16 protein-coding genes and 1 riboswitch are annotated in these 17912 nt (G+C 74.4%); of the genes, 11 read left to right on the plus strand and 5 right to left on the minus strand.

Going from position 1 to position 17912, the window contains the following annotated elements:
• The first annotated feature begins 2 nt into the window (after positions 1–2).
• From RM844_RS05460 to RM844_RS05480, 5 genes are all read left to right on the plus strand, one after another.
• Entirely contained in the window at positions 3–872 is an 870-nt protein-coding gene (locus RM844_RS05460) for a DUF881 domain-containing protein (RefSeq protein ID WP_311665394.1), read from the plus strand.
• 114 nt (positions 873–986) lie between these two features.
• Positions 987–1691, plus strand: coding sequence for an FHA domain-containing protein (locus RM844_RS05465; RefSeq protein WP_311665396.1), 705 nt, complete (start codon positions 987–989; stop codon positions 1689–1691).
• A 73-nt stretch (positions 1692–1764) separates the two neighbouring features.
• Positions 1765–2238 carry a bifunctional nuclease family protein gene (locus RM844_RS05470; protein ID WP_311665398.1) on the plus strand — a complete coding sequence of 158 codons (474 nt, stop codon included), beginning with the start codon at positions 1765–1767 and terminating at the stop codon, positions 2236–2238.
• Between the two features lie 143 nt (positions 2239–2381).
• Entirely contained in the window at positions 2382–3002 is a 621-nt protein-coding gene (locus tag RM844_RS05475) for a MerR family transcriptional regulator (RefSeq protein ID WP_394814446.1), read from the plus strand.
• 85 nt (positions 3003–3087) lie between these two features.
• The gene (locus tag RM844_RS05480) at positions 3088–4575 is read left to right on the plus strand and encodes a DNA polymerase IV (RefSeq protein WP_311665400.1); all 1488 of its coding nucleotides are present in this window, start codon (positions 3088–3090) and stop codon (positions 4573–4575) included.
• On the opposite strand, the gene RM844_RS05485 is transcribed toward RM844_RS05480, so the two are convergent.
• Complete coding sequence (locus RM844_RS05485; protein WP_311665402.1) at positions 4479–4868, minus strand: PRC-barrel domain-containing protein; 390 nt, start codon at positions 4866–4868, stop codon at positions 4479–4481. The two genes, RM844_RS05480 and RM844_RS05485, sit on opposite strands and share 97 nt — an antisense overlap.
• Before the next feature lie 154 nt (positions 4869–5022).
• Positions 5023–5120: riboswitch (glycine riboswitch) on the plus strand.
• Positions 5121–5300: 180 nt separating this feature from the next.
• Between RM844_RS05485 and gcvP the strand changes: the two genes are divergently transcribed.
• Positions 5301–8192 (plus strand): aminomethyl-transferring glycine dehydrogenase, encoded by a 2892-nt coding sequence (gene gcvP / locus RM844_RS05490; protein ID WP_311665404.1) that lies wholly within the window; start codon positions 5301–5303, stop codon positions 8190–8192.
• A gap of 57 nt (positions 8193–8249) precedes the next feature.
• On the opposite strand, the gene RM844_RS05495 is transcribed toward gcvP, so the two are convergent.
• Positions 8250–8819 (minus strand): hypothetical protein, encoded by a 570-nt coding sequence (locus RM844_RS05495; protein WP_311665406.1) that lies wholly within the window; start codon positions 8817–8819, stop codon positions 8250–8252.
• Positions 8820–9092: 273 nt separating this feature from the next.
• Between RM844_RS05495 and RM844_RS05500 the strand changes: the two genes are divergently transcribed.
• A complete protein-coding gene (locus RM844_RS05500; RefSeq protein WP_311665407.1) occupies positions 9093–10580 on the plus strand; it encodes a glutamate--cysteine ligase in 1488 nt (495 codons plus the stop codon).
• A 52-nt stretch (positions 10581–10632) separates the two neighbouring features.
• Positions 10633–11457 (plus strand): CPBP family intramembrane glutamic endopeptidase, encoded by an 825-nt coding sequence (locus RM844_RS05505; protein WP_311665409.1) that lies wholly within the window; start codon positions 10633–10635, stop codon positions 11455–11457.
• A gap of 61 nt (positions 11458–11518) precedes the next feature.
• Here the strand turns inward: RM844_RS05505 and RM844_RS05510 are convergent, their stop codons facing one another.
• Both RM844_RS05510 and RM844_RS05515 read right to left on the minus strand, forming a co-directional pair.
• Positions 11519–12235 carry a DUF4232 domain-containing protein gene (locus RM844_RS05510; protein WP_311665411.1) on the minus strand — a complete coding sequence of 239 codons (717 nt, stop codon included), beginning with the start codon at positions 12233–12235 and terminating at the stop codon, positions 11519–11521.
• 205 nt (positions 12236–12440) lie between these two features.
• The gene (locus tag RM844_RS05515) at positions 12441–13106 is read right to left on the minus strand and encodes a pyridoxamine 5'-phosphate oxidase family protein (RefSeq protein WP_311665413.1); all 666 of its coding nucleotides are present in this window, start codon (positions 13104–13106) and stop codon (positions 12441–12443) included.
• 57 nt (positions 13107–13163) lie between these two features.
• On the opposite strand from RM844_RS05515, the gene RM844_RS05520 reads away from it, so the two are divergent.
• The 3 genes from RM844_RS05520 (at position 13164) to RM844_RS05530 (ending at position 17142) form a co-directional block, all read left to right on the plus strand.
• A complete protein-coding gene (locus RM844_RS05520) occupies positions 13164–14495 on the plus strand; it encodes an aminotransferase class I/II-fold pyridoxal phosphate-dependent enzyme (RefSeq protein WP_311665415.1) in 1332 nt (443 codons plus the stop codon).
• A gap of 269 nt (positions 14496–14764) precedes the next feature.
• Positions 14765–15670, plus strand: coding sequence for a LysR family transcriptional regulator (locus tag RM844_RS05525; RefSeq protein WP_311665417.1), 906 nt, complete (start codon positions 14765–14767; stop codon positions 15668–15670).
• Between the two features lie 302 nt (positions 15671–15972).
• The gene (locus RM844_RS05530; protein ID WP_394814452.1) at positions 15973–17142 is read left to right on the plus strand and encodes a glycoside hydrolase family 64 protein; all 1170 of its coding nucleotides are present in this window, start codon (positions 15973–15975) and stop codon (positions 17140–17142) included.
• Between the two features lie 88 nt (positions 17143–17230).
• Here the strand turns inward: RM844_RS05530 and RM844_RS05535 are convergent, their stop codons facing one another.
• A complete protein-coding gene (locus RM844_RS05535; RefSeq protein WP_311665421.1) occupies positions 17231–17707 on the minus strand; it encodes a Rieske (2Fe-2S) protein in 477 nt (158 codons plus the stop codon).
• Positions 17708–17912 lie beyond the last annotated feature (205 nt).

Consider the following 17912-nt stretch of genomic DNA (forward strand, 5'->3'; position numbering starts at 1 on the left):
CGATGACCGGCACCCCCGATCCCGATCCCCACCCCAAGGCCGAGGCCGGGCCCAGGACCGCGCCCGGGCCCGATGCGCAGGCCGCGACCGGGGCGCCGCGCCGCCCCACCGGGCGCGCCGCGCTGCGGGCCGCGCTCTGGCCGCCGCGCGCCAGCCGGGGCCAACTGGTCGCCGCGGTGCTGCTCTTCGTGCTGGGCCTGGGCCTGGCCATCCAGGTCAGGGCCGCCGGCAGCGAGGACACCGCGCTGCGCGGGGCGCGCCCGGAGGACCTGGTGCGCATCCTGAGCGACCTGGAGGACCGGTCGGCCCGGCTGGAGGACGAGAAGAGCACCCTGGAGGACCAGCGCGCGGAGCTGGAGAACAGCACCGACCAGGCCGAGGAGGCCCGCCGGCAAAGCCGGGAGCGTGAGCGCCAACTGGGTGTGCTGGCGGGTACGGTGGCTGCCGAAGGCCCGGGTATCACGCTGCGCGTCGACGACCCGACGGGCGCGGTCCAGGCCGACATGCTCCTCGACGCCGTCCAGGAGTTGCGGGCGGCGGGCGCCGAGGCGCTCCAGATCAACGGGGTGCGGGTGATCGCGAGTACCTCGTTCGTGGACCACAACGGTGGGGTACACGTGGATGGCGAGCGGGTTCGTGCGCCGTTCGTGATCGACGCGATCGGCCGGCCGCAGGATCTGGAGCCGGCGCTGAACATTCCGGGGGGCGTGGTGCAGTCCCTGGAGAACAAGCAGGCCACGGTCACCGTGACCCGGCCCGAGACCGTCACCGTGGATGCCTTGCGATCGGCGGAGCAGCCTGACTACGCTCAGTCGTCATCAGCACTGAACCTCGACGTCGCGGGGGCTGTCGATCACGGTGTCGCGCGGTGAGGGAAACTGAAGGGAGACCACCCACGTTGTCAGGATGACGTGTGTGGTCGGTGGAGAGAGAGAATGGACCGTCCCGCTCCTCGGCGGGACGGGCTAGGTGCGAGGGGATCGCTGGTGAGTTTTTTCGCTAGGTTGTTCGGCAGGCGTAAGAGCGGTACGCACAGTGCCGCGGGGGCCCGCGCCCGCCAGCAAGGCCAGCCTCCTGCGCCGCCGTCCGAGCCGGGGCGGCCGTTGTTCCGGGACGAGGTCGCCGGGCCCGGTGGGATAGCGGACCAGGGGCACGGGGCCGCCGCCGGCCCCGCCTGTGGCCGCTGCGGCCACGCCAACACCCCCAACAGCCGTTTCTGTTCGTACTGCGGCGCCGCGCTGCGCCCCGGTGGCGAGGGCACGTCCGAGACCACCTCCACGATCTCCATCGCCAGCCTGGAGGCGTACGACCCCGAGGCGACCGCGCAGCACCCGGCGCCGGTGCTCTCGCCGGAGGCCCAGGCCGCCGTGGACGCGCTGCCCGCCGGCTCCGCCCTGCTGGTCGTTCGCCGTGGGCCGAACTCGGGCAGCCGCTTCCTCCTGGACAGCGATGTGACCACCGCCGGCCGGCACCCGCAGAGCGACATCTTCCTGGACGACGTCACGGTCTCCCGGCGGCACGTCGAGTTCCGGCGTACCCCGGAGGGCGGCTTCACCGTCGGCGATGTCGGCAGCCTGAACGGCACCTACGTGAACCGCGAGCCGATCGACTCGGTCACCCTCTCCAACGGCGACGAGGTGCAGATCGGCAAGTACCGCATGGTGTACTACGCCGGGCGTCAGGGGTACTGAGGGTGCGGCGCGGCAGCGCACGGGAACGGGGTTCGACTATCCAAATGCACCGGGCACGGCCTAGGGTTGCTGTGTGAATCAGCTCGACGTCGTGGGTGTGCGGGTGGAGATGCCCAACAGCCAGCCCATCGTGCTCCTCCGAGAAGTCGGTGGCGATCGCTACCTCCCGATCTGGATCGGACCGGGTGAGGCGACCGCCATCGCGTTCGCCCAGCAGGGGATGACTCCGCCCCGGCCGCTGACGCACGACCTCTTCAAGAACGTCCTCGAGGCGGTGGACCAGGAACTCAGCGCCGTGCGGATCACCGATCTGCGCGACGGGGTGTTCTACGCCGAGCTGGTCTTCGCCAGCGGGGTCGAGGTCAGCGCCCGCCCGTCGGACGCGATAGCGCTCGCGCTGCGCGTCGGCACGCCGATCTACGGCAGCGACGCCGTCCTCGACGATGCCGGGATCATCATCCCGGACGAGCAGGAGGACGAGGTGGAACGGTTCCGCGAGTTCCTTGACCAGATCTCCCCCGAGGACTTCGGTACCAGCAGCCAGTAGCGGCGCGTGGCGATCGTTGACGCGCCATGTGTGGGTCCCTAGCGTCAATGGGGCATGTCTTGGGAGGAGCGCTGTGTGCGTACTCATCGTGACAGCAGGTGAGTGACGAGGACACGGTCGGGGCATGCGGAACGGAGGCCGGCGTGACAGGTAACGGCGACAGCAGGGCGGTCGGGGGCACCACGGCGCTGCCGGGTGCGGCGCCCCGGCCGGGTTTGCGGCAGTCGGTCGCGCCCCAGGCGGCGCCCCGGGGGCGGGCCCCGGCCGAGGAGTCGCTCGGCTACCAGGGGCCCAGCGCCTGCGCCGCGGCCGGCATCACCTACCGGCAGCTCGACTACTGGGCCCGCACCGGGCTGGTCCAGCCCAGCGTCCGGCCGGCCCCCGGCCACGGCGGGCAGCGGCTCTACAGCTTCCGCGACGTGCTGGTCCTCAAGATCGTCAAGCGGCTGCTGGACGCCGGCGTCTCGCTCCAGTCGATCCGGGCCACCGCCCAGGCGCTGCGCACCGCCGAGCTGGCCGAGCTGTCCCAGATGACGCTGATGAGCGACGGCGCCGCCGTCTACCGCTGTTCCTCCCCGGACGAGCTGGCCGAGCTGCTGCGCGGGGGCCGGGGGGTCTTCGGCATCGCGGTCGGGGCCGTCTGGGGCGATGTGGAGGCCGCGCTGGCCCAGCTGCACGCGGAGCGGGTGGACACCGGGGAGCGGGTGGCCCCGCCGGAGCACCCGGGCGACGAGCTGGCCCGCCGCCGCAACCGCGTCGGCTGACGCCGGGCGTCCCGCGCGACCACTCGACCGGCGGACCGGCCGGATCGCGCGCTGATTGTCAGTGCCATGGGGCACCATCGGACGGGTGAGGGGTCAGCCAACCATCCTCCACCTCGACATGGACGCCTTCTTCGCCTCGGTCGAGCAGGCGGCCAAGCCCAGCCTGCGCGGCAAGGCCGTGGTCGTCGGCGGCATCGGGCCACGCGGGGTGGTGGCCACCGCGTCCTACGAGGCCCGCAGGTTCGGGGTCCGCTCGGCGATGCCGACCGCCCAGGCGCGGCGGCTCTGTCCCAACGGCGCCTATCTGGTGCCCAGGTTCGAGGTCTACCGGCGGGTCAGCGAGCAGGTGATGGGCCTGCTCGCCCGGCTCTCCCCGCTGGTCGAGCCGCTCAGCCTGGACGAGGCCTTCGTCGATCTGGCGGCCGGCGGCAGCGCGGCCACCGCCGCCGAGGCGCGGGCGGTGGGGGAGCGGCTGCGGGGGGAGATCCTGGCGGTCACGGGGGTGACGGGCTCGGTGGGGCTGGCCGGCGCCAAGATGCTGGCCAAGATCGCCTCCGAGCAGGCCAAGCCGGACGGCCTGGTGCTGATAGCGCCGGGCACGGAGCGGGAGCTGCTGGCGCCGCTCCCGGTCCGGACGCTGCCCGGGGTCGGCCCGGCCACCGCCGAGACGCTGCGCCGGGCCGGCATCCACACCATCGAGGAGACGGTCGAGGCCGGCGAGCCCGAGCTGCTGCGGCTGCTGGGCAAGGCGCACGGCGGCGGGATCTACCGGATGGCGCTGGGCGTCGACGACCGCCCGGTGGTCGCCGAGCGGGACACCAAGTCCATCTCGGTGGAGGACACCTTCCAGGTGGACGTGACGGACCGGGCCCGGATCAGGTTCGAGGTGGGCCGGCTGGCCGAGCGCTGTGTGGCCCGGCTGCGCGCCGCCGGCCGGTCCGGCCGCACGGTGGTGCTGAAGGTCAGGCGGTACGACTTCACCACGCTGACCCGCTCGGAGACGCTGCGCGGCCCCACGGACGACCTGGCGGTGGTACGGGAGGCCGCCGAGCGGCTGCTGGAGCTGGTGGACACCACGGCGGGGGTGCGGCTGCTCGGCGTGGGCGTCAGCGCGCTGGCGGACTTCACCCAGGAGGACCTCTTCGCCCAGTCGGCGCAGCGCGGCCCGGCGGGTCCCGAGCCGGCGGAGCCGGTCCCGGCCGTCCAGGCGGAGCCGGCCGAGCCGGAGCCCGACCGGCGCTGGCTGCCCGGTCTGGACGTGACGCACGAGCGGTTCGGCCCCGGTTGGGTGCAGGGCAGCGGCGTCGGCCGGGTCACGGTCCGCTTCGAGCGGCCCGAGGACGTCCGGCCGGGTCGGGTGCGCACCTTCCCGGTGGACGATCCGGAGTTGCGGCGCGGCGAGCCGTTGCCGCCGGGCGGCCCGCCGCCCGGCCCCGCCGAGTTGTCCGGGGCTCGGCCGTCCGGGGCCTCGGGCGGTCAGCCCTCCGGGTCGTCCGGCGCGGCGGCCAGCCGGCCGAAGTCGGTGTCCGGCGCCGGCGGCCGGCCGGGGGCCGCCGGCAGGTCGAGCCCGTAGTGGCGGTAGAGCCGCAGCTCCTGCTCGGGCGAGAGGTGGCGGCCCACGCCCAGGTCGGGGGCCCGGCGGATCAGCGCCCGGTCGAACGGCACCCGCAGCCCCTTCCCCTCCAGTTCGCTGGGTGCCAGCGGGACGAAGGCGTCCCGGGTGAAGAGGCCGGTGCGCACGGCCGCCCACTCGGGGACGCCGGTCGCGTCGTCCAGGTACACCTCGTCCACGGTGCCGATCTTGGTGCCGTGGCGGTCGAACGCCTTCCGGCCGATCAGGCTGCGCGGATCGATGTCGGTTCGCACGTTTCCTCCCGCTGCGCGGCTGGGACGGTTGGAGGGCTGGTGCCCGCTGGAGCGGGTCCCAGACCCAGCCAAGGGCACTTTCCGGCGGCCGGCCAGTCGAGGACCGGCCCCTTAATCCGGGGGGAGGCGCGCTGGTAGTCTCAGGAGTGGTTGTCAACTCCGTGCGGGAGAGTCCTGTCGCCCCCGGGCGGCGGGCGCCGAAGGAGCAAATCCTCCCCGGAATCTCTCAGGCCCACGTACCGCGCGGGGGAAACCACTCTGGAAAGCAGGGTGGCGTGGCGGAGCCCTGGCTCTGTGGCCATCCTCACCGACGGTGCAAGCTTGGCGCGGTGGCGCGGAGTGAAGCTCTCAGGTCGTATGACAGAGGGGGAGGCTGCCGGGCAGTGTCGCCTGGCGCCCGTAGGTCGCCCACGGCCCAAGGAGCCTCCACCGATGACCGCTTCCCGTACCCCGCTCACCGCCCTGGAGCAGGGCATCCCCTTCGCCGACCGGCATATCGGGCCCGACCGGGGCGCGGTGGCCAAGATGCTCGCCCAGGTGGGCTTCGGCTCGCTGGACGAGCTGAGCGCCGCGGCCGTCCCCGAGGCGATCCGCAGCACCGAGGCGCTGGACCTGCCCGAGCCGCTGGACGAGGCGGCCGTGCTCGCCGAGCTGCGTGCCCTGGCCGGCCGGAACACGGTGCTGCGGGCCATGATCGGCCTGGGCTACCACGGCACCTTCACCCCGCCGGTGATCCAGCGCAACGTGCTGGAGAACCCGGCCTGGTACACCGCCTACACCCCGTACCAGCCGGAGATCTCCCAGGGCCGGCTGGAGGCGCTGCTCAACTTCCAGACCGTGGTGGCCGACCTGACCGGGCTGCCCACGGCCGGCGCCTCGCTGCTGGACGAGGGCACCGCGGCGGCCGAGGCGATGGCGTTGGCCCGCCGGGTCGGCCGGGACCGGGGCGGCGTCTTCCTGGTGGACGCGGACTGTCTGCCGCAGACCATCGCCGTGGTGCGGACCAGGGCCGAGCCGACCGGTGTCGAGGTGCTGGTCGCCGACCTGAGCGAGGGCATCCCGGCCGAGGCGGTCGAGCGCGGGGTCTTCGGCGTGCTGCTCCAGTACCCGGGGGCGTCGGGCGCGGTGCGCGACCCGCGGGCGCTGATCGAGCGGGCGCACGAGCTGGGCGCGGTGGTCACGGTCGCGGCCGACCTGCTGGCGCTGACCGTGCTGGCCTCGCCCGGCTCGCTGGGCGCCGACATCGCGGTGGGCACCAGCCAGCGGTTCGGCGTGCCGATGGCCTTCGGCGGCCCGCACGCCGGCTACATGTCGGTCCGCGCCGAGTACGCCAGGAACCTGCCGGGCCGGCTGGTCGGTGTCTCCCGGGACGCGGCCGGCCGCTCCGCCTACCGGCTGGCGCTCCAGACCCGGGAGCAGCACATCCGCCGGGAGCGGGCCACCAGCAACATCTGCACCGCGCAGGTGCTGCTTGCCGTGATGGCCGGCCTGTACGCGGTCTACCACGGCCCCGACGGGCTGGCCGCGATCGCCCGCCGCACCCACCGGCTGGCGGCGCTGCTGGCGGCCGGGCTGCGCGAGGGCGGCGTCGAGGTGGCGCACCCGGAGTTCTTCGACACGGTCACCGCGCGGGTGCCGGGCCGGGCCGCCGAGGTGGTGGCCGCCGCCCGCGCGGCCGGCATCAACCTGCGGCAGGTGGACGCCGACCTGGTCGGCGTGGCCTGCGACGAGACCACCACCCGCGCCGAGCTGGTCGCCGTCTGGGCCGCGTTCGGGGTGCCGGCCGGTGCCGCTGACATCGCGGAGCTGGACGCCCGGGTGCCGGACGCGCTGCCGGCGGCGCTGCTGCGCGCGGACGACTACCTCACCCACCCGGTCTTCCACGAGCACCGCTCGGAGACGGCGATGCTGCGTTACCTGCGTCGGCTGGCCGACCAGGACTACGCGCTGGACCGGGGCATGATCCCGCTGGGCTCGTGCACCATGAAGCTCAACGCCACGGTGGAGATGGCGGCCATCACCTGGCCGGAGTTCGCCGGGCTGCACCCGTTCGCCCCGCTGGAGCAGGCCGGCGGCTATCTGGCCCTGATCCACGAGTTGGAGAGCCGGCTGGCCGAGATCACCGGATACGACGCGGTCTCGCTGCAGCCGAACGCCGGCTCCCAGGGCGAGTTGGCCGGCCTGCTCGCGGTCCGCGCGCACCACCGGGCCGCCGGCCAGGAGCAGCGCACGGTCTGCCTGATCCCGTCCTCGGCGCACGGCACCAACGCGGCGAGCGCGGTGCTGGCCGGGATGCGGGTGGTGGTCGTGGCCACCAGCGAGAGCGGCGACGTGGACCTGGCCGACCTGCGGGCGAAGATCGAGCGGCACCGCGACGAGTTGGCCGTGCTGATGGTGACCTACCCGTCCACGCACGGCGTCTTCGAGGAGCACATCGGCGAGGTCTGCGCCGCGGTGCACGACGCCGGCGGCCAGGTCTACGTGGACGGCGCCAACCTCAACGCGCTGGTGGGGCTGGCCAGGCCGGGCCGGTTCGGGGCCGACGTCTCGCACCTGAACCTGCACAAGACGTTCTGCATCCCGCACGGCGGGGGCGGCCCCGGCGTGGGTCCGGTGGCGGTCCGCGCCCATCTCGCGCCCTACCTGCCGGGGCACCCGGCGCAGCCGGACGCGGGCCCGGTGGGCAGCGGCCCGGTCTCGGCGGCGCCCTGGGGCTCGGCCGGCATCCTGCCGATCTCCTGGGCGTACGTCCGGCTGATGGGGGCGGCGGGGCTGCGCCGCGCCACCCAGGTCGCGGTGCTCAGCGCCAACTACGTGGCCAGGCGGCTGGAGCCGCACTTCCCGGTGCTGTACACCGGCCCCGGCGGGCTGGTGGCGCACGAGTGCGTGATCGACGTGCGCCCGCTGACGAAGGCGACCGGGGTCACCATCGACGACGTCGCCAAGCGGCTGATCGACTACGGCTTCCACGCGCCGACCATGTCGTTCCCGGTGGCCGGCACGTTGATGATCGAGCCCACCGAGAGCGAGGACCTGGCCGAACTGGACCGGTTCTGTGCGGCGATGATCGCCATTCGGGGCGAGATCGACAAGGTGGCCTCGGGGGAGTGGCCCAAGGACGACAACCCGCTGGCCAACGCCCCGCACACGGCCGAGCAGTTGGCCGGGGACTGGCCGCATCCGTACTCCCGGCGGGAGGCCGCCTACCCGGCCGAGACCACCGGGCACGGCAAGTACTGGCCGCCGGTGCGCCGGATCGACGGGGCCTTCGGCGACCGGAACCTGGTCTGTTCCTGCCCGCCCATCGAGGAGTTGGCCGAGTAGCGGCGCCGGCGCCCGTCGGCCCCGCCACCCCCGCGCGGGGGTGGCGGGGCCGCGCGCTCAGCTGGCCAGGCCCAGCGGGGTCAGGCGGTTGGCGACCAGGGTCACCAGGGTGTCGACGGTGATCAGCCGCTCGGCGGCGATGCCCGGCGGCGCCGGCGCCAACGGGATCAGCGGATCGCTCCCGCCCGGGTGGCCGGTGGCCGGGTCGGCGTCCGGGTCCGGATGCAGCCACAGGGTGAGCATGTACAGCTCCGGGACGGACAACAGGCGGGGCTGGTAGGGAGCGGGCTGCTCGGCCGCGAGCCGGAGCGCGCGCTCGGTCGAGGCGATGTAGGGGCCCTCGCCGAAGTGCGCGAACGTCCAGCCGTCCGCGGCGGTCCGGCACTCGGCGGTGCCCACCGCCCGGCCGTCCTGGGCCAGCAGGTACCGCCAGCCGGTCAACCGCGCCGTCGGGGGCTCGGACGGCGCCGTCAGCCGCTCCAGCCGGTGCACCGGCAGGGGCAGGGTGGGCGTCAGGGCATCGCGGTCGAAACGGAGACCGCGTGGGGCGGGCACGGCGGCGGAGCGCAGTGCCTCGTCGATGGTGCGTTCCACGACCGGGGGAACCGGGGGGATACTCAGGGGCATGGTGGGTCGCCTCTCGCTGCGGAGTAGGTCGCCTTCTCATAGGTGACACGCCGTGCTTTGATTTTATACCGACCCGGTTTGTCCGGTGTTTCCACTAGCCATACCGCAGTGTTTCGGCAAGGGTAAATCCGGACGCCAAATGGGGCGTTCCGCGCTGTTACTTGCCGGAGGAATATGCCGGCGACGGGAAGGGTGAGGTGCGCGTCACGTGTTACCTCCGTGGTGACGTGGGCATGATCGAGGGCGCGCATCGCTCGACTCAGGAGGTGCCCCATGGGGGAGAAGGTCGCGGCGGACCGGTTCGATCTGACCGCCAGGGCGCGCTTCAGGGACCGGCTGCGCGCCTGTCTCGACGCGCTGGACACGCTGCTCGCCGAAGAGCGGTTCCGCGACACCAGGGACCGGATCGGGGTGGAGGTCGAACTCTGTCTGGCCGACTCCGACGGGTCGCCCAGAATGGTCAACGAGGCGGTTCTCGGCCGCATGGCGACCCGCGATTTCCAGAGCGAGCTGGGGAAATTCACCATCGAGCTGAATATGTCACCGCACGAACTGGCCGGTGGCGTGTTCGAGGATTTGGCCGAAGAGCTGCGTATCGCGTTGCGATACGCGGACCGAATGGCCGGGGAATTCGACGCCCAGGTGGTGATGACCGGGGTGCTGCCCACCATCACGGCGGAACAGATGGTGCCCGGCAGCCTGTCGCTCGGCGACCGCTACACGCTGCTCAACGACCAGATCATGGCGGCCCGCGGCGAGGCCATCAACCTCGACATCACCGGCGCCGAGCGACTGCACCGCAGCTTCGACTCGATAGCCCCCGAGTCGGCCTGCACCTCCGTGCAGTTCCACCTCCAGGTCACCCCGGAGCGGTTCGCGCCGGTGTGGAACGCCGCGCAGGTCGCCGCCGCCGCGCAGGTCGCGCTGGGCGCCAACGCGCCGTTCGTCTTCGGCCGGGAGCTGTGGCACGAGTCGCGGCCGATCTTCTTCCTCCAGGCCACCGACGCCCGGCCGCCGGAGCTGGCCGCCCAGGGCGTGCGCCCGCGCGCCTGGTTCGGCGAACGCTGGATCGACTCGGTCACCGATCTCTTCCAGGAGAGCGTCCGCTACTTCCCGGCGCTGCTGCCGCTGCTCGGCGACGAGGACCCGAAGGCGGTGCTGGCCGCCGGCGGCACGCCGGCGCTCGGCGAGCTGGCGCTGCACAACGGCACCGTCTACCGCTGGAACCGCCCGGTCTACGCGGTCGTTGACGGGGTGCCCCACCTGCGGGTGGAGAACCGGGTGCTGTCCACCGGGCCGACCGTGCTGGACACCATCGCCAACGCGGCCTTCTACTACGGTCTGGTGCGGGCGCTGGCCGACGAGCCGGAACCGGTCTGGCGGCGGCTGCCGTTCGCCCAGGCCGAGCGGAACTTCCTGGCCGCCTGCCGGCACGGCATCGGGGCCCGGCTCGGCTGGCCGGGCCCGGCCGGCGTCCGGGAGCTGCCGGCCGCCGAGCTGGTCGCCGAGATCCTGCTGCCGCTGGCCGCCTCTGGCCTGGACGCCTGGGGCGTGACCCCGGCCGACCGGGACCGCTACCTGTCGGTCATCGAAGGGCGGTGCCGGCGCGGGGTCACCGGGGCGGGCTGGCAGACTGCCGTCTACCACCAGTTGGTGGCGGACGGAAAGGACCGGGCGACGGCCCTGCGGGGCGTCGTGCGGCGGTACTGCGAACTGGCGCGGACCGAGACCCCCGTGCACGACTGGCCGACCAGCGCCTGACGCCGGCCGGCCGGCGCGCGCCGGGCGTCGGGCGCGCCGAACGGGAGGCGGAGTGCGGCTCACGCGTCAGGAAGGGGCGGCGCCCGAGCCGCCGCGGGAGGCGCCCGGTGGGCTGCCGCCGCGCGCGCTGCGCCACGAACTGCTGCTGGTGCTCGGCGTCTCGCTGGGCGCCAGCGCCGTGCGGGCGCTGATCAGCTTCACCGGGGTGATCACCCGCCCCGGCGGACTGAGCGAGCAGGCGGCCAACCTCAACTCCTCGCGCGCCCCCGACCGCCCCTGGCTGGACCTGGCCTGGCAGTTGGTGAGCATCAGCACGGCGCTGGTGCCGGTGGCGCTCGTCGCGCACCTGCTGCTGCGCGAGCACGGCTACGGCGGCGGGGGGTTGCGGCTGCTCGGCTTCGACCTGCGGCGCCCGCGCTTCGACCTGGCCTGGGGCGCCGTGGTGGCGGCCGGCATCGGCGGCAGCGGCCTGGCGCTCTACCTGGGCGCGCACGCGGCCGGCGCCAACCTCACGGTGGTGCCCGAGTCGCTGCCCGAGGTCTGGTGGAAGTACCCGGTGCTGATCGCCTCCGCCGTGCAGAACTCGGTGCTGGAGGAGGTGATCGTGGTGGGCTTCCTGCTGCGCCGGCTGGACCAGCTGGGCTGGAGCGCGACCGGCTCGCTGGTCGTCAGCGCGCTGCTGCGCGGCACCTACCACCTCTACCAGGGCATCGGCGGCTTCTTCGGCAACGTCGCGATGGGCGTGATCTTCGTCTGGCTCTACCGGCGCTGGGGGCGGGTGATGCCGCTGGTCGTGGCGCACGCCCTGATCGACATCGTGGCCTTCGTCGGCTACGGGCTGCTGGCCGGCCGGGTGGACTGGCTGCCCACGCTCTGACCTCGGCTGGCGTGGGCGGCGGGCGCTGCCGGCCCGCCGCCCACCCCGGCGCGGCGAGCCGTCAGGGCCCGTCGCCCGCCGCCAGGGGCAGCGCCTCGATCCGGCCGGCGCCGCAGACCGCGCCCAACTCCCAGTCGGCCGGCGTCGCGTCGTAGGTGTCCGGCGGTATCACCCGCAGCTCGGCGGGCTCGGGGCCGCAGCCGCCGTCCGCCGTGTCGACCTCGCCCGGCACCACCGTCCAGTGCAGTTGGGTCCAGGCGCTCTCGCCGGGGGCCAGGGTCAGCTGCCCGGGCTCCTGGGAGTCGTCCCTGACCGTGGTCGTGGGCAGCGCCGTGCCGTCGTTCGCGGTCAGTTCGAGGCCGGGCCAGCCCTGGGTGCGGCAGCTGGCGTCCGTCGTGTTGGTCAGCACCAGGGCCGCGTAGCGGTTGCCGGCGGCGGCCTCCAGCGGGGTCAGGGCGGCCGCCAGCGCCTCGGTGGCGCACCAGTCGGCGGCGTTCGCCGCCTCCTGGTCGCCGGCCGGCGAGGATTCGTCGGCCTCGGTCGCGGGGGCGGTCTGAGCCTCGGCGTTCGCCTGTGGACGCGCGTCAACCTCCTCGGCGGAGACGGGCTCGGTCTGTTCGTCCGCCGCGCAGCCGGCGGCGAGCAGACCGACCGCCGCCAGCAGGGCGGCGCCGGCGGCGGCCCGGCGGCGGGCGGCCCGGGCGGGGGCGGGAGTGGGGGACGGTCGGGGGGCAACTCGGGGGGTGGAGAGAGCCGGTGGGGTCGTCCGTGGGGTCATGGATCCTCCGGGGAGTCTCGACTGGTTGCGGAGGAGTGCTGTCAGGTCCGACGTGCCGGAGCCGCGACGGGTTCCGTCGGCCGCCGGCAACCCGGGGTGGTGACGGGGCACTTGAGGGCGCGATCGGTACCGCGCGCGCCGGCGCCCGACCGTGGTTCTTCCCGCGCCCGGCCCCCGCCACCCGTTCCGACGGGTGCCGCCGGACTCAGCCGGCGATCCGCTCCCGCAGGTAGGCCGGCAGCTCGGGCCGGCTGCCGCCGTCCGCCGCCGGCACCGGGGTGCCGTACGCCGTCCGCACCGGCATGACCCCGCTCCAGTGCGGCAGCCCCAGGTCGGCCGGGTCGTCGTTGGGGCCGCCGGCCCTGACCTTGGCCGAGACCTCGGCCAGCTCCAGCTCCAGCACGGCGGTCGCCGCCAGCTCCCTGCCGTCCGCCGGCCGGCAGTCGGCGGCCCGCCCCGGCACCACCGCGTTGACCAGGGTGTCCAACGCCGCCCTGGCCCGGGCCTCGTCCGTCACCCGCCGGGCGGTGCCGTGCACCAGCACCGAGCGGTAGTTGATCGAGTGGTGGAAAGCGGACCTGGCCAGCACCAGCCCGTCCACGTGGGTGACCGTCACGCAGACCGGCAGCTCCCCGTGCCGCAGCGCCCGGGCGCCGGTGGAGCCGTGCAGGTAGAGCCGCTCCCCGTCCCTGGCGTGCAGCGTGGGCAGGACCACCGGCCGGCCGTCGGCCACGAAGCCCAGGTGGCAGAGGTAGGTGCCGTCCAGGATGCCGTGCACCAACTCCCGGTCGTAGGAGACCCGCTGCCGCGCCCGGGTGGGGGTGGTCGACGCGGCTGGCGCATAGCTGTCCGGTGGGGTGGTGGCGGTCATGGCTCGCTCCCGTGGTTCGTCTTGCGTTCTTCATTGCACTAGTGCAAACTATGCTTTGTGCTAGGAGAATATCGGATCACCGGCCGGGGCGCCGCCGAGATTGCCGCCAGCGTCGAGCGGGCGATCGGCGACGGCTCCCTCAAGCCCGGTCAACCGCTGCCCGCCCAGCGGGCGTTGGCCGCCGAGCTGGGGGTCAACGCGAACACCGTGGCCGCCGCCTACCGGGGCCTGCGGGAGCGCGGGGTGATCGAGACCGACGGCCGCCGGGGCAGCCGGGTGCGGGCCCGGCCGGCGAGCGCGCCGCGCGAGGCCATGCCCTTCGAGGTGCCGCCGGACGCCCGGGACATCTCGACGGGCAACCCGGACCCGGCGCTGCTGCCGCCGTTGGGCCCGGCGTTGGCCCGGGCCGCTGAACGGGCCGACCTGGCCCCCGTCCGGTACGGCGCCCCGGCCGTCGACCCGGAGCTGGCCGCGCTGGCCCGGGCCAGGTTCGACGCGGACGGCGTTCCGGCCGGGCCGATCGCCGTCACCTCGGGTGCCCTGGACGGCATCGAGCGGGTGCTGGCCGCCTGGCTGCGCCCCGGCGACGCGATCGCCGTCGAGGACCCGGGCTGGGGCGCGCTGCTCGACCTGGTCGCCGCGCTCGGGCTGCGCCCGGTGCCCTGCCCGCTGGACGACGCCGGGCTCCAACCGGAGGGGCTGGCCCGCGCCCTGCGCGCGGGGGCGCGCGCGCTGGTGCTGACCGCCCGCGCGCAGAACCCGACGGGGGCGGCCATCACGCCGGCGCGCGCCGGCGAGCTGCGCGCCGTGCTCGCCGAGCATCCCGAGGTCCTGGTCATGGAGGACGACCACGGGCGGGGCATCGTCTCGGCGCCGCTGGCGCCCGTGGCGGGTGCCGGCGAGCGCTGGGCGCTGGTGCACTCGCTGGCCAAGTCGCACGGCCCCGACCTGCGGTTGGCCGTGGTCACCGGGGACCCGGCCACGGTTGACCGACTGGCCGGCCGGCAGCGGCTGGGGCCCGGCTGGGTCAGCCAGCTGCTCCAGTGGACGGCCGCCGACCTGTGGCGGACCGGGGCGGTGGACCAGTCGGCGGTGGCGGCCCGCTACGACGCGCGCCGCCGGGCGATGCTGACCGCGCTGGCCGAGCGGGGCGTGCCGGCGCGCGGCGCCAGCGGCCTCAACGTCTGGGTCCAGGTGCCGGACGAGACCGCGGCCGTCGCCCAACTGCTGCGCGCCGGCTGGGTGGTGGCCCCCGGCGCCCGGTTCCGGATCGGCTCGCCGCCGGCGATCCGGCTCACCGTGGCCGAGCTGACCGAGGCGGAGGTCGCCCCCCTCGCCGACCTGGTGGCGCACGCCGTCCGCCCGGCGAGCGGCAGCCGCCTCGGCTGACCGGTTGGCGGCCTGGCGGGTAGCGGGTTGACGGGGGTTGACGCCGGGTGAGGCCGGCCGGGCCGGGGGCCGCGCCCCGTTGCCCGGACCCGCCTGGCCCGGGGGCAGCGGCCGCATCCCCGTCCCGGCTTCGCCCGGACGGAAGGCCGCAGGGGGGGCCGCGCGTCGCGGGCCCGCGCCTTCACCCGCGCCGCCCGCACCTCCCGCACCGCGCCCCGCGATGAAGAAACACTGCGGAGAATCACGACGCACTCTGTAGCATCGCTGACATGTTGAACATCGACCGCCTGCGGGTGTTGCACGCCGTGCGGAACCACGGTTCGGTGAGTGGCGCCGCGTTGGCGCTGCGGGTGACCACCTCGGCCGTCTCCCAGCAGCTGGCCAAGCTGGAGCGGGAGACCGGCCAGCGGTTGCTGGCCAGGAACGGCCGGGGCATCCGGCTCACCGACGCCGGCCGGCTGCTCGCCGAGCACGCCGAACGCATCCTCTCCCAGGTGGAGTTGGCGCAGGCGGACCTGGACGCGCAGCGCGGCCAGGCGGTCGGCGAGCTGCGGGTCGGCGCGTTCGCCACCGCCGCGCGCGGGCTGTTCCCGGCCGCGCTGGCCGCACTGCGGGTGGCGCATCCGCGGCTGCGCCCCGCGCTGCGCGAGATGGAGCCGGAGGCCGCGCTGACGGTGCTGGCGCGCGGCGACATCGACCTGGCCGTGGTGCTCGACTGGTACAACCGCCCGTTGGCGCTGCCGGGCGGGCTGGCCCGGCGGGTGCTCTTCGACGACGTGGCGGACATCGCGCTGCCGGCTGACCATCGGCTGGCCGGGCGCGCCGAGTTGGACCTGACCGAGGTGGCCGACGAACCGTGGGTCTCCTGGCCGCCGGGCGCGATCTGCCACGACTGGCTGATGTTCACCCTGCGCGGGCGCGGTGTGGAGCCGCGGATCGTGCACACCGCCGCCGAGCACCACACGCAACTGGCTTTGATCGCGGCCGGGTTGGGGGTCGCGGTGGCGCCCAGGCTGGGGCGGACCCCGCTGCCGGACGGGGTGGCGCTGATCCCGGCGCGGGAGACCATCACCCGCCGGGTGTACGCGGTCTGGCGGGAGGGCGCGGAAGGGCGCCCGGCGATCCGCGCCGCCGTCGCCGCGCTGCGCGACGCGGTGCCAACTCCCGCCGACTGACCCGCGGTCGGCGCACGCGCCCCGGCGCGCGGCCCGTCCCGGAACCGGCCCCCGGCCGCCCCCGCTATTGACAGGTACACAGCCTTAAGGAGACGGTGAGAGCGCTCTCATCCCCCACCGGGATTGCTCTGGTCACGCCGCGCGCGCCCGGTTCCAGCGACCTCGGGACCGGCGGGTGGGCGACCCGCCGTGGGACCGGCGGGCGCGCGCCGCCCGGCGGAGCGCCGAGAACGGCACGCGCGTGCGACGAGGGTCCGCCCGGAGAAGCAGACAAGGAGGACGTGGTGTTCCGCTTGCGAAAAATGCTGGTGGCCGCCGTCGCCGGCCTGGTCGTCGCGACGGGTCTCACCGTCTCGGGACCGGCGCCCGAGGCGGCGGCCGTGCCCGACACCATTCCGTTCACCATCACCAACGACTCGGGCCGCGCCGAGCCCATCTACATCTACAACCTGGGCACCGAACTGAGCAGCGGCCGGCTCGGCTACGCCGACGCGTCCGGCACCTTCCACGCCTGGCCTGCCGGCGGCAACCCGCCCGTCCCCGCGCCGGACGCCTCGATCCCGGGGCCGGCCGCCGGCGGGTCGGTCACCATCCAACTGCCCAAGTTCTCCGGGCGGGTCTACTTCTCGGTCGGCGAGAAGCTGAACTTCGCGCTCACCCCGGACGGCCTGGTGCAGCCGGCCGTGCAGAACCCGAGCGACCCGAACCGCGACATCCTCTTCAACTGGTCCGAGTACACGCTGAACGACGCCGGCCTGTGGATCAACAGCACCCAGGTCGACATGTTCACCGTGCCCTACACGGTCGGCGTCGAGGAGCAGAACGGCACCGTCCGCACCACCGGTGAGCTGAAGCCCGGCGGCTACTCCGCCGTCTTCGACGCGGTCACCGACGCGGGCTGGGGCAACCTGGTGCACACCGACCAGAACGGCACCCCGCTGCGGGTGCTCTCCCCGGGCCACGGGGTGGGCACCGGCGACGTGCCGGCCGACGCGATGGCCGACTACATCGACCGGGTGTGGGAGCACTACCGCTCCAACACGCTGACGGTGGTGCCGATCGCGCACGAGCCGGACAACGTCTACCGGGGCACCGTAGAGGGTGACGTGATGAACTTCACCGACGCCTCGGGCGCGGTGGTGACCAGCTTCCAGAAGCCGGACACCGACAGCGTCTTCGGCTGCCACAAGCACCTGGACGCCCCCAACGACCAGGTCCGCGGCCCGCTGTCGCGCACCCTGTGCGCCGGGTTCAACCGCACCACGCTGCTGACCAACTCCCAGCAGCCCGACCCGGACAACTCCCAGTTCTACCAGGACGCCGTCACCAACCACTACGCCCGCGCGATCCACGAGCAGATGGTGGACGGCAAGGCGTACGCGTTCGCCTTCGACGACGTCGGCGCCCACGAGTCGCTGGTGCACGACGGCGACCCGGCCGCGGCGTTCATGACCCTGGCCCCGGCCGACTGACCGGGACCGCGGCAGCGCCTGGCGCCGCCGGTGGACCGGCCGCTCGACGGCCGGCCGCCGGCGGCGCCTTGCCGCGCGTCGGCCCGGCTCAGCCGCGCAGCACGCGCTCGCCGTCCACGGTGATCGGCTCGGCGGGCAGCGGCGCCATGGCCGGGCCCTCCAACACCGAGCCGTCCCTGATGTCGAAGCGGCTGTTGTGGCAGGTACAGATGATGGCGCCCTCGGCGATCTGGGAGACCGGGCAGCCCTGGTGGGTGCAGATCGAGGAGAAGGCCACGAACTCGCCCTCCGTCGGCTGCGTCACCACCACCTGCGGGTCGGTCAGGATCGTGCCCCCGCCGACCGGCACCTCGCTGGTGGCCACCAGCTCCTCGCCGCCGCCCTCCGCCGGGGCCTCGCTCTCCGGCGCGTCCGAGCCGGACTCCGTCGGACCGCCGCTCTCCGACGGGCCGTCCTCGTCGTTCGACTCGCCGTCGTCGGAGCCACAGGCCGTCAACGCCGCCGCGGCCAGGCCGGCCGCTCCGGCCAGCACCGCCGCCCTTCGGGTGGTCACCGGACCGTTCATGTCTCTCTCCATCTCCCGGAGCGCCTCCGGGGGTCGCTGGGAACCCGCGCGTGGGTAAGGGGGACCCGTACGCGGTTTCCCTCTACCCGGCAGCGGCGAGGGTAGCGGAGCCGGCGCCCGCCTCGGCCGGCCGACGCCGCCTCCGGCCGGTTCACGCCAGGCACCGACCGGTTAGCGCCCGTCGAGCGAACTCAAGGCGCCGGCG

This window comes from Streptomyces chisholmiae (genome assembly GCF_031845445.1).
GTDB lineage: Bacteria > Actinomycetota > Actinomycetes > Streptomycetales > Streptomycetaceae > Streptomyces > Streptomyces chisholmiae.

Excerpts from the sequence above, each read along its gene's own strand:
- RM844_RS05460 (WP_311665394.1), top strand. The coding sequence starts at position 3 with ATGACCGGCACCCCCGATCCCGATCCCCACCCCAAGGCCGAGGCCGGG.
- gcvP (WP_311665404.1), top strand. The coding sequence starts at position 5,301 with ATGACCGCTTCCCGTACCCCGCTCACCGCCCTGGAGCAGGGCATCCCC.
- RM844_RS05495 (WP_311665406.1), bottom strand. The coding sequence starts at position 8,819 with ATGCCCCTGAGTATCCCCCCGGTTCCCCCGGTCGTGGAACGCACCATC.
- RM844_RS05500 (WP_311665407.1), top strand. The coding sequence starts at position 9,093 with ATGGGGGAGAAGGTCGCGGCGGACCGGTTCGATCTGACCGCCAGGGCG.
- RM844_RS05510 (WP_311665411.1), bottom strand. The coding sequence starts at position 12,235 with ATGACCCCACGGACGACCCCACCGGCTCTCTCCACCCCCCGAGTTGCC.
- RM844_RS05515 (WP_311665413.1), bottom strand. The coding sequence starts at position 13,106 with ATGACCGCCACCACCCCACCGGACAGCTATGCGCCAGCCGCGTCGACC.
- RM844_RS05525 (WP_311665417.1), top strand. The coding sequence starts at position 14,765 with ATGTTGAACATCGACCGCCTGCGGGTGTTGCACGCCGTGCGGAACCAC.
- RM844_RS05530 (WP_394814452.1), top strand. The coding sequence starts at position 15,973 with ATGCTGGTGGCCGCCGTCGCCGGCCTGGTCGTCGCGACGGGTCTCACC.
- RM844_RS05535 (WP_311665421.1), bottom strand. The coding sequence starts at position 17,707 with ATGAACGGTCCGGTGACCACCCGAAGGGCGGCGGTGCTGGCCGGAGCG.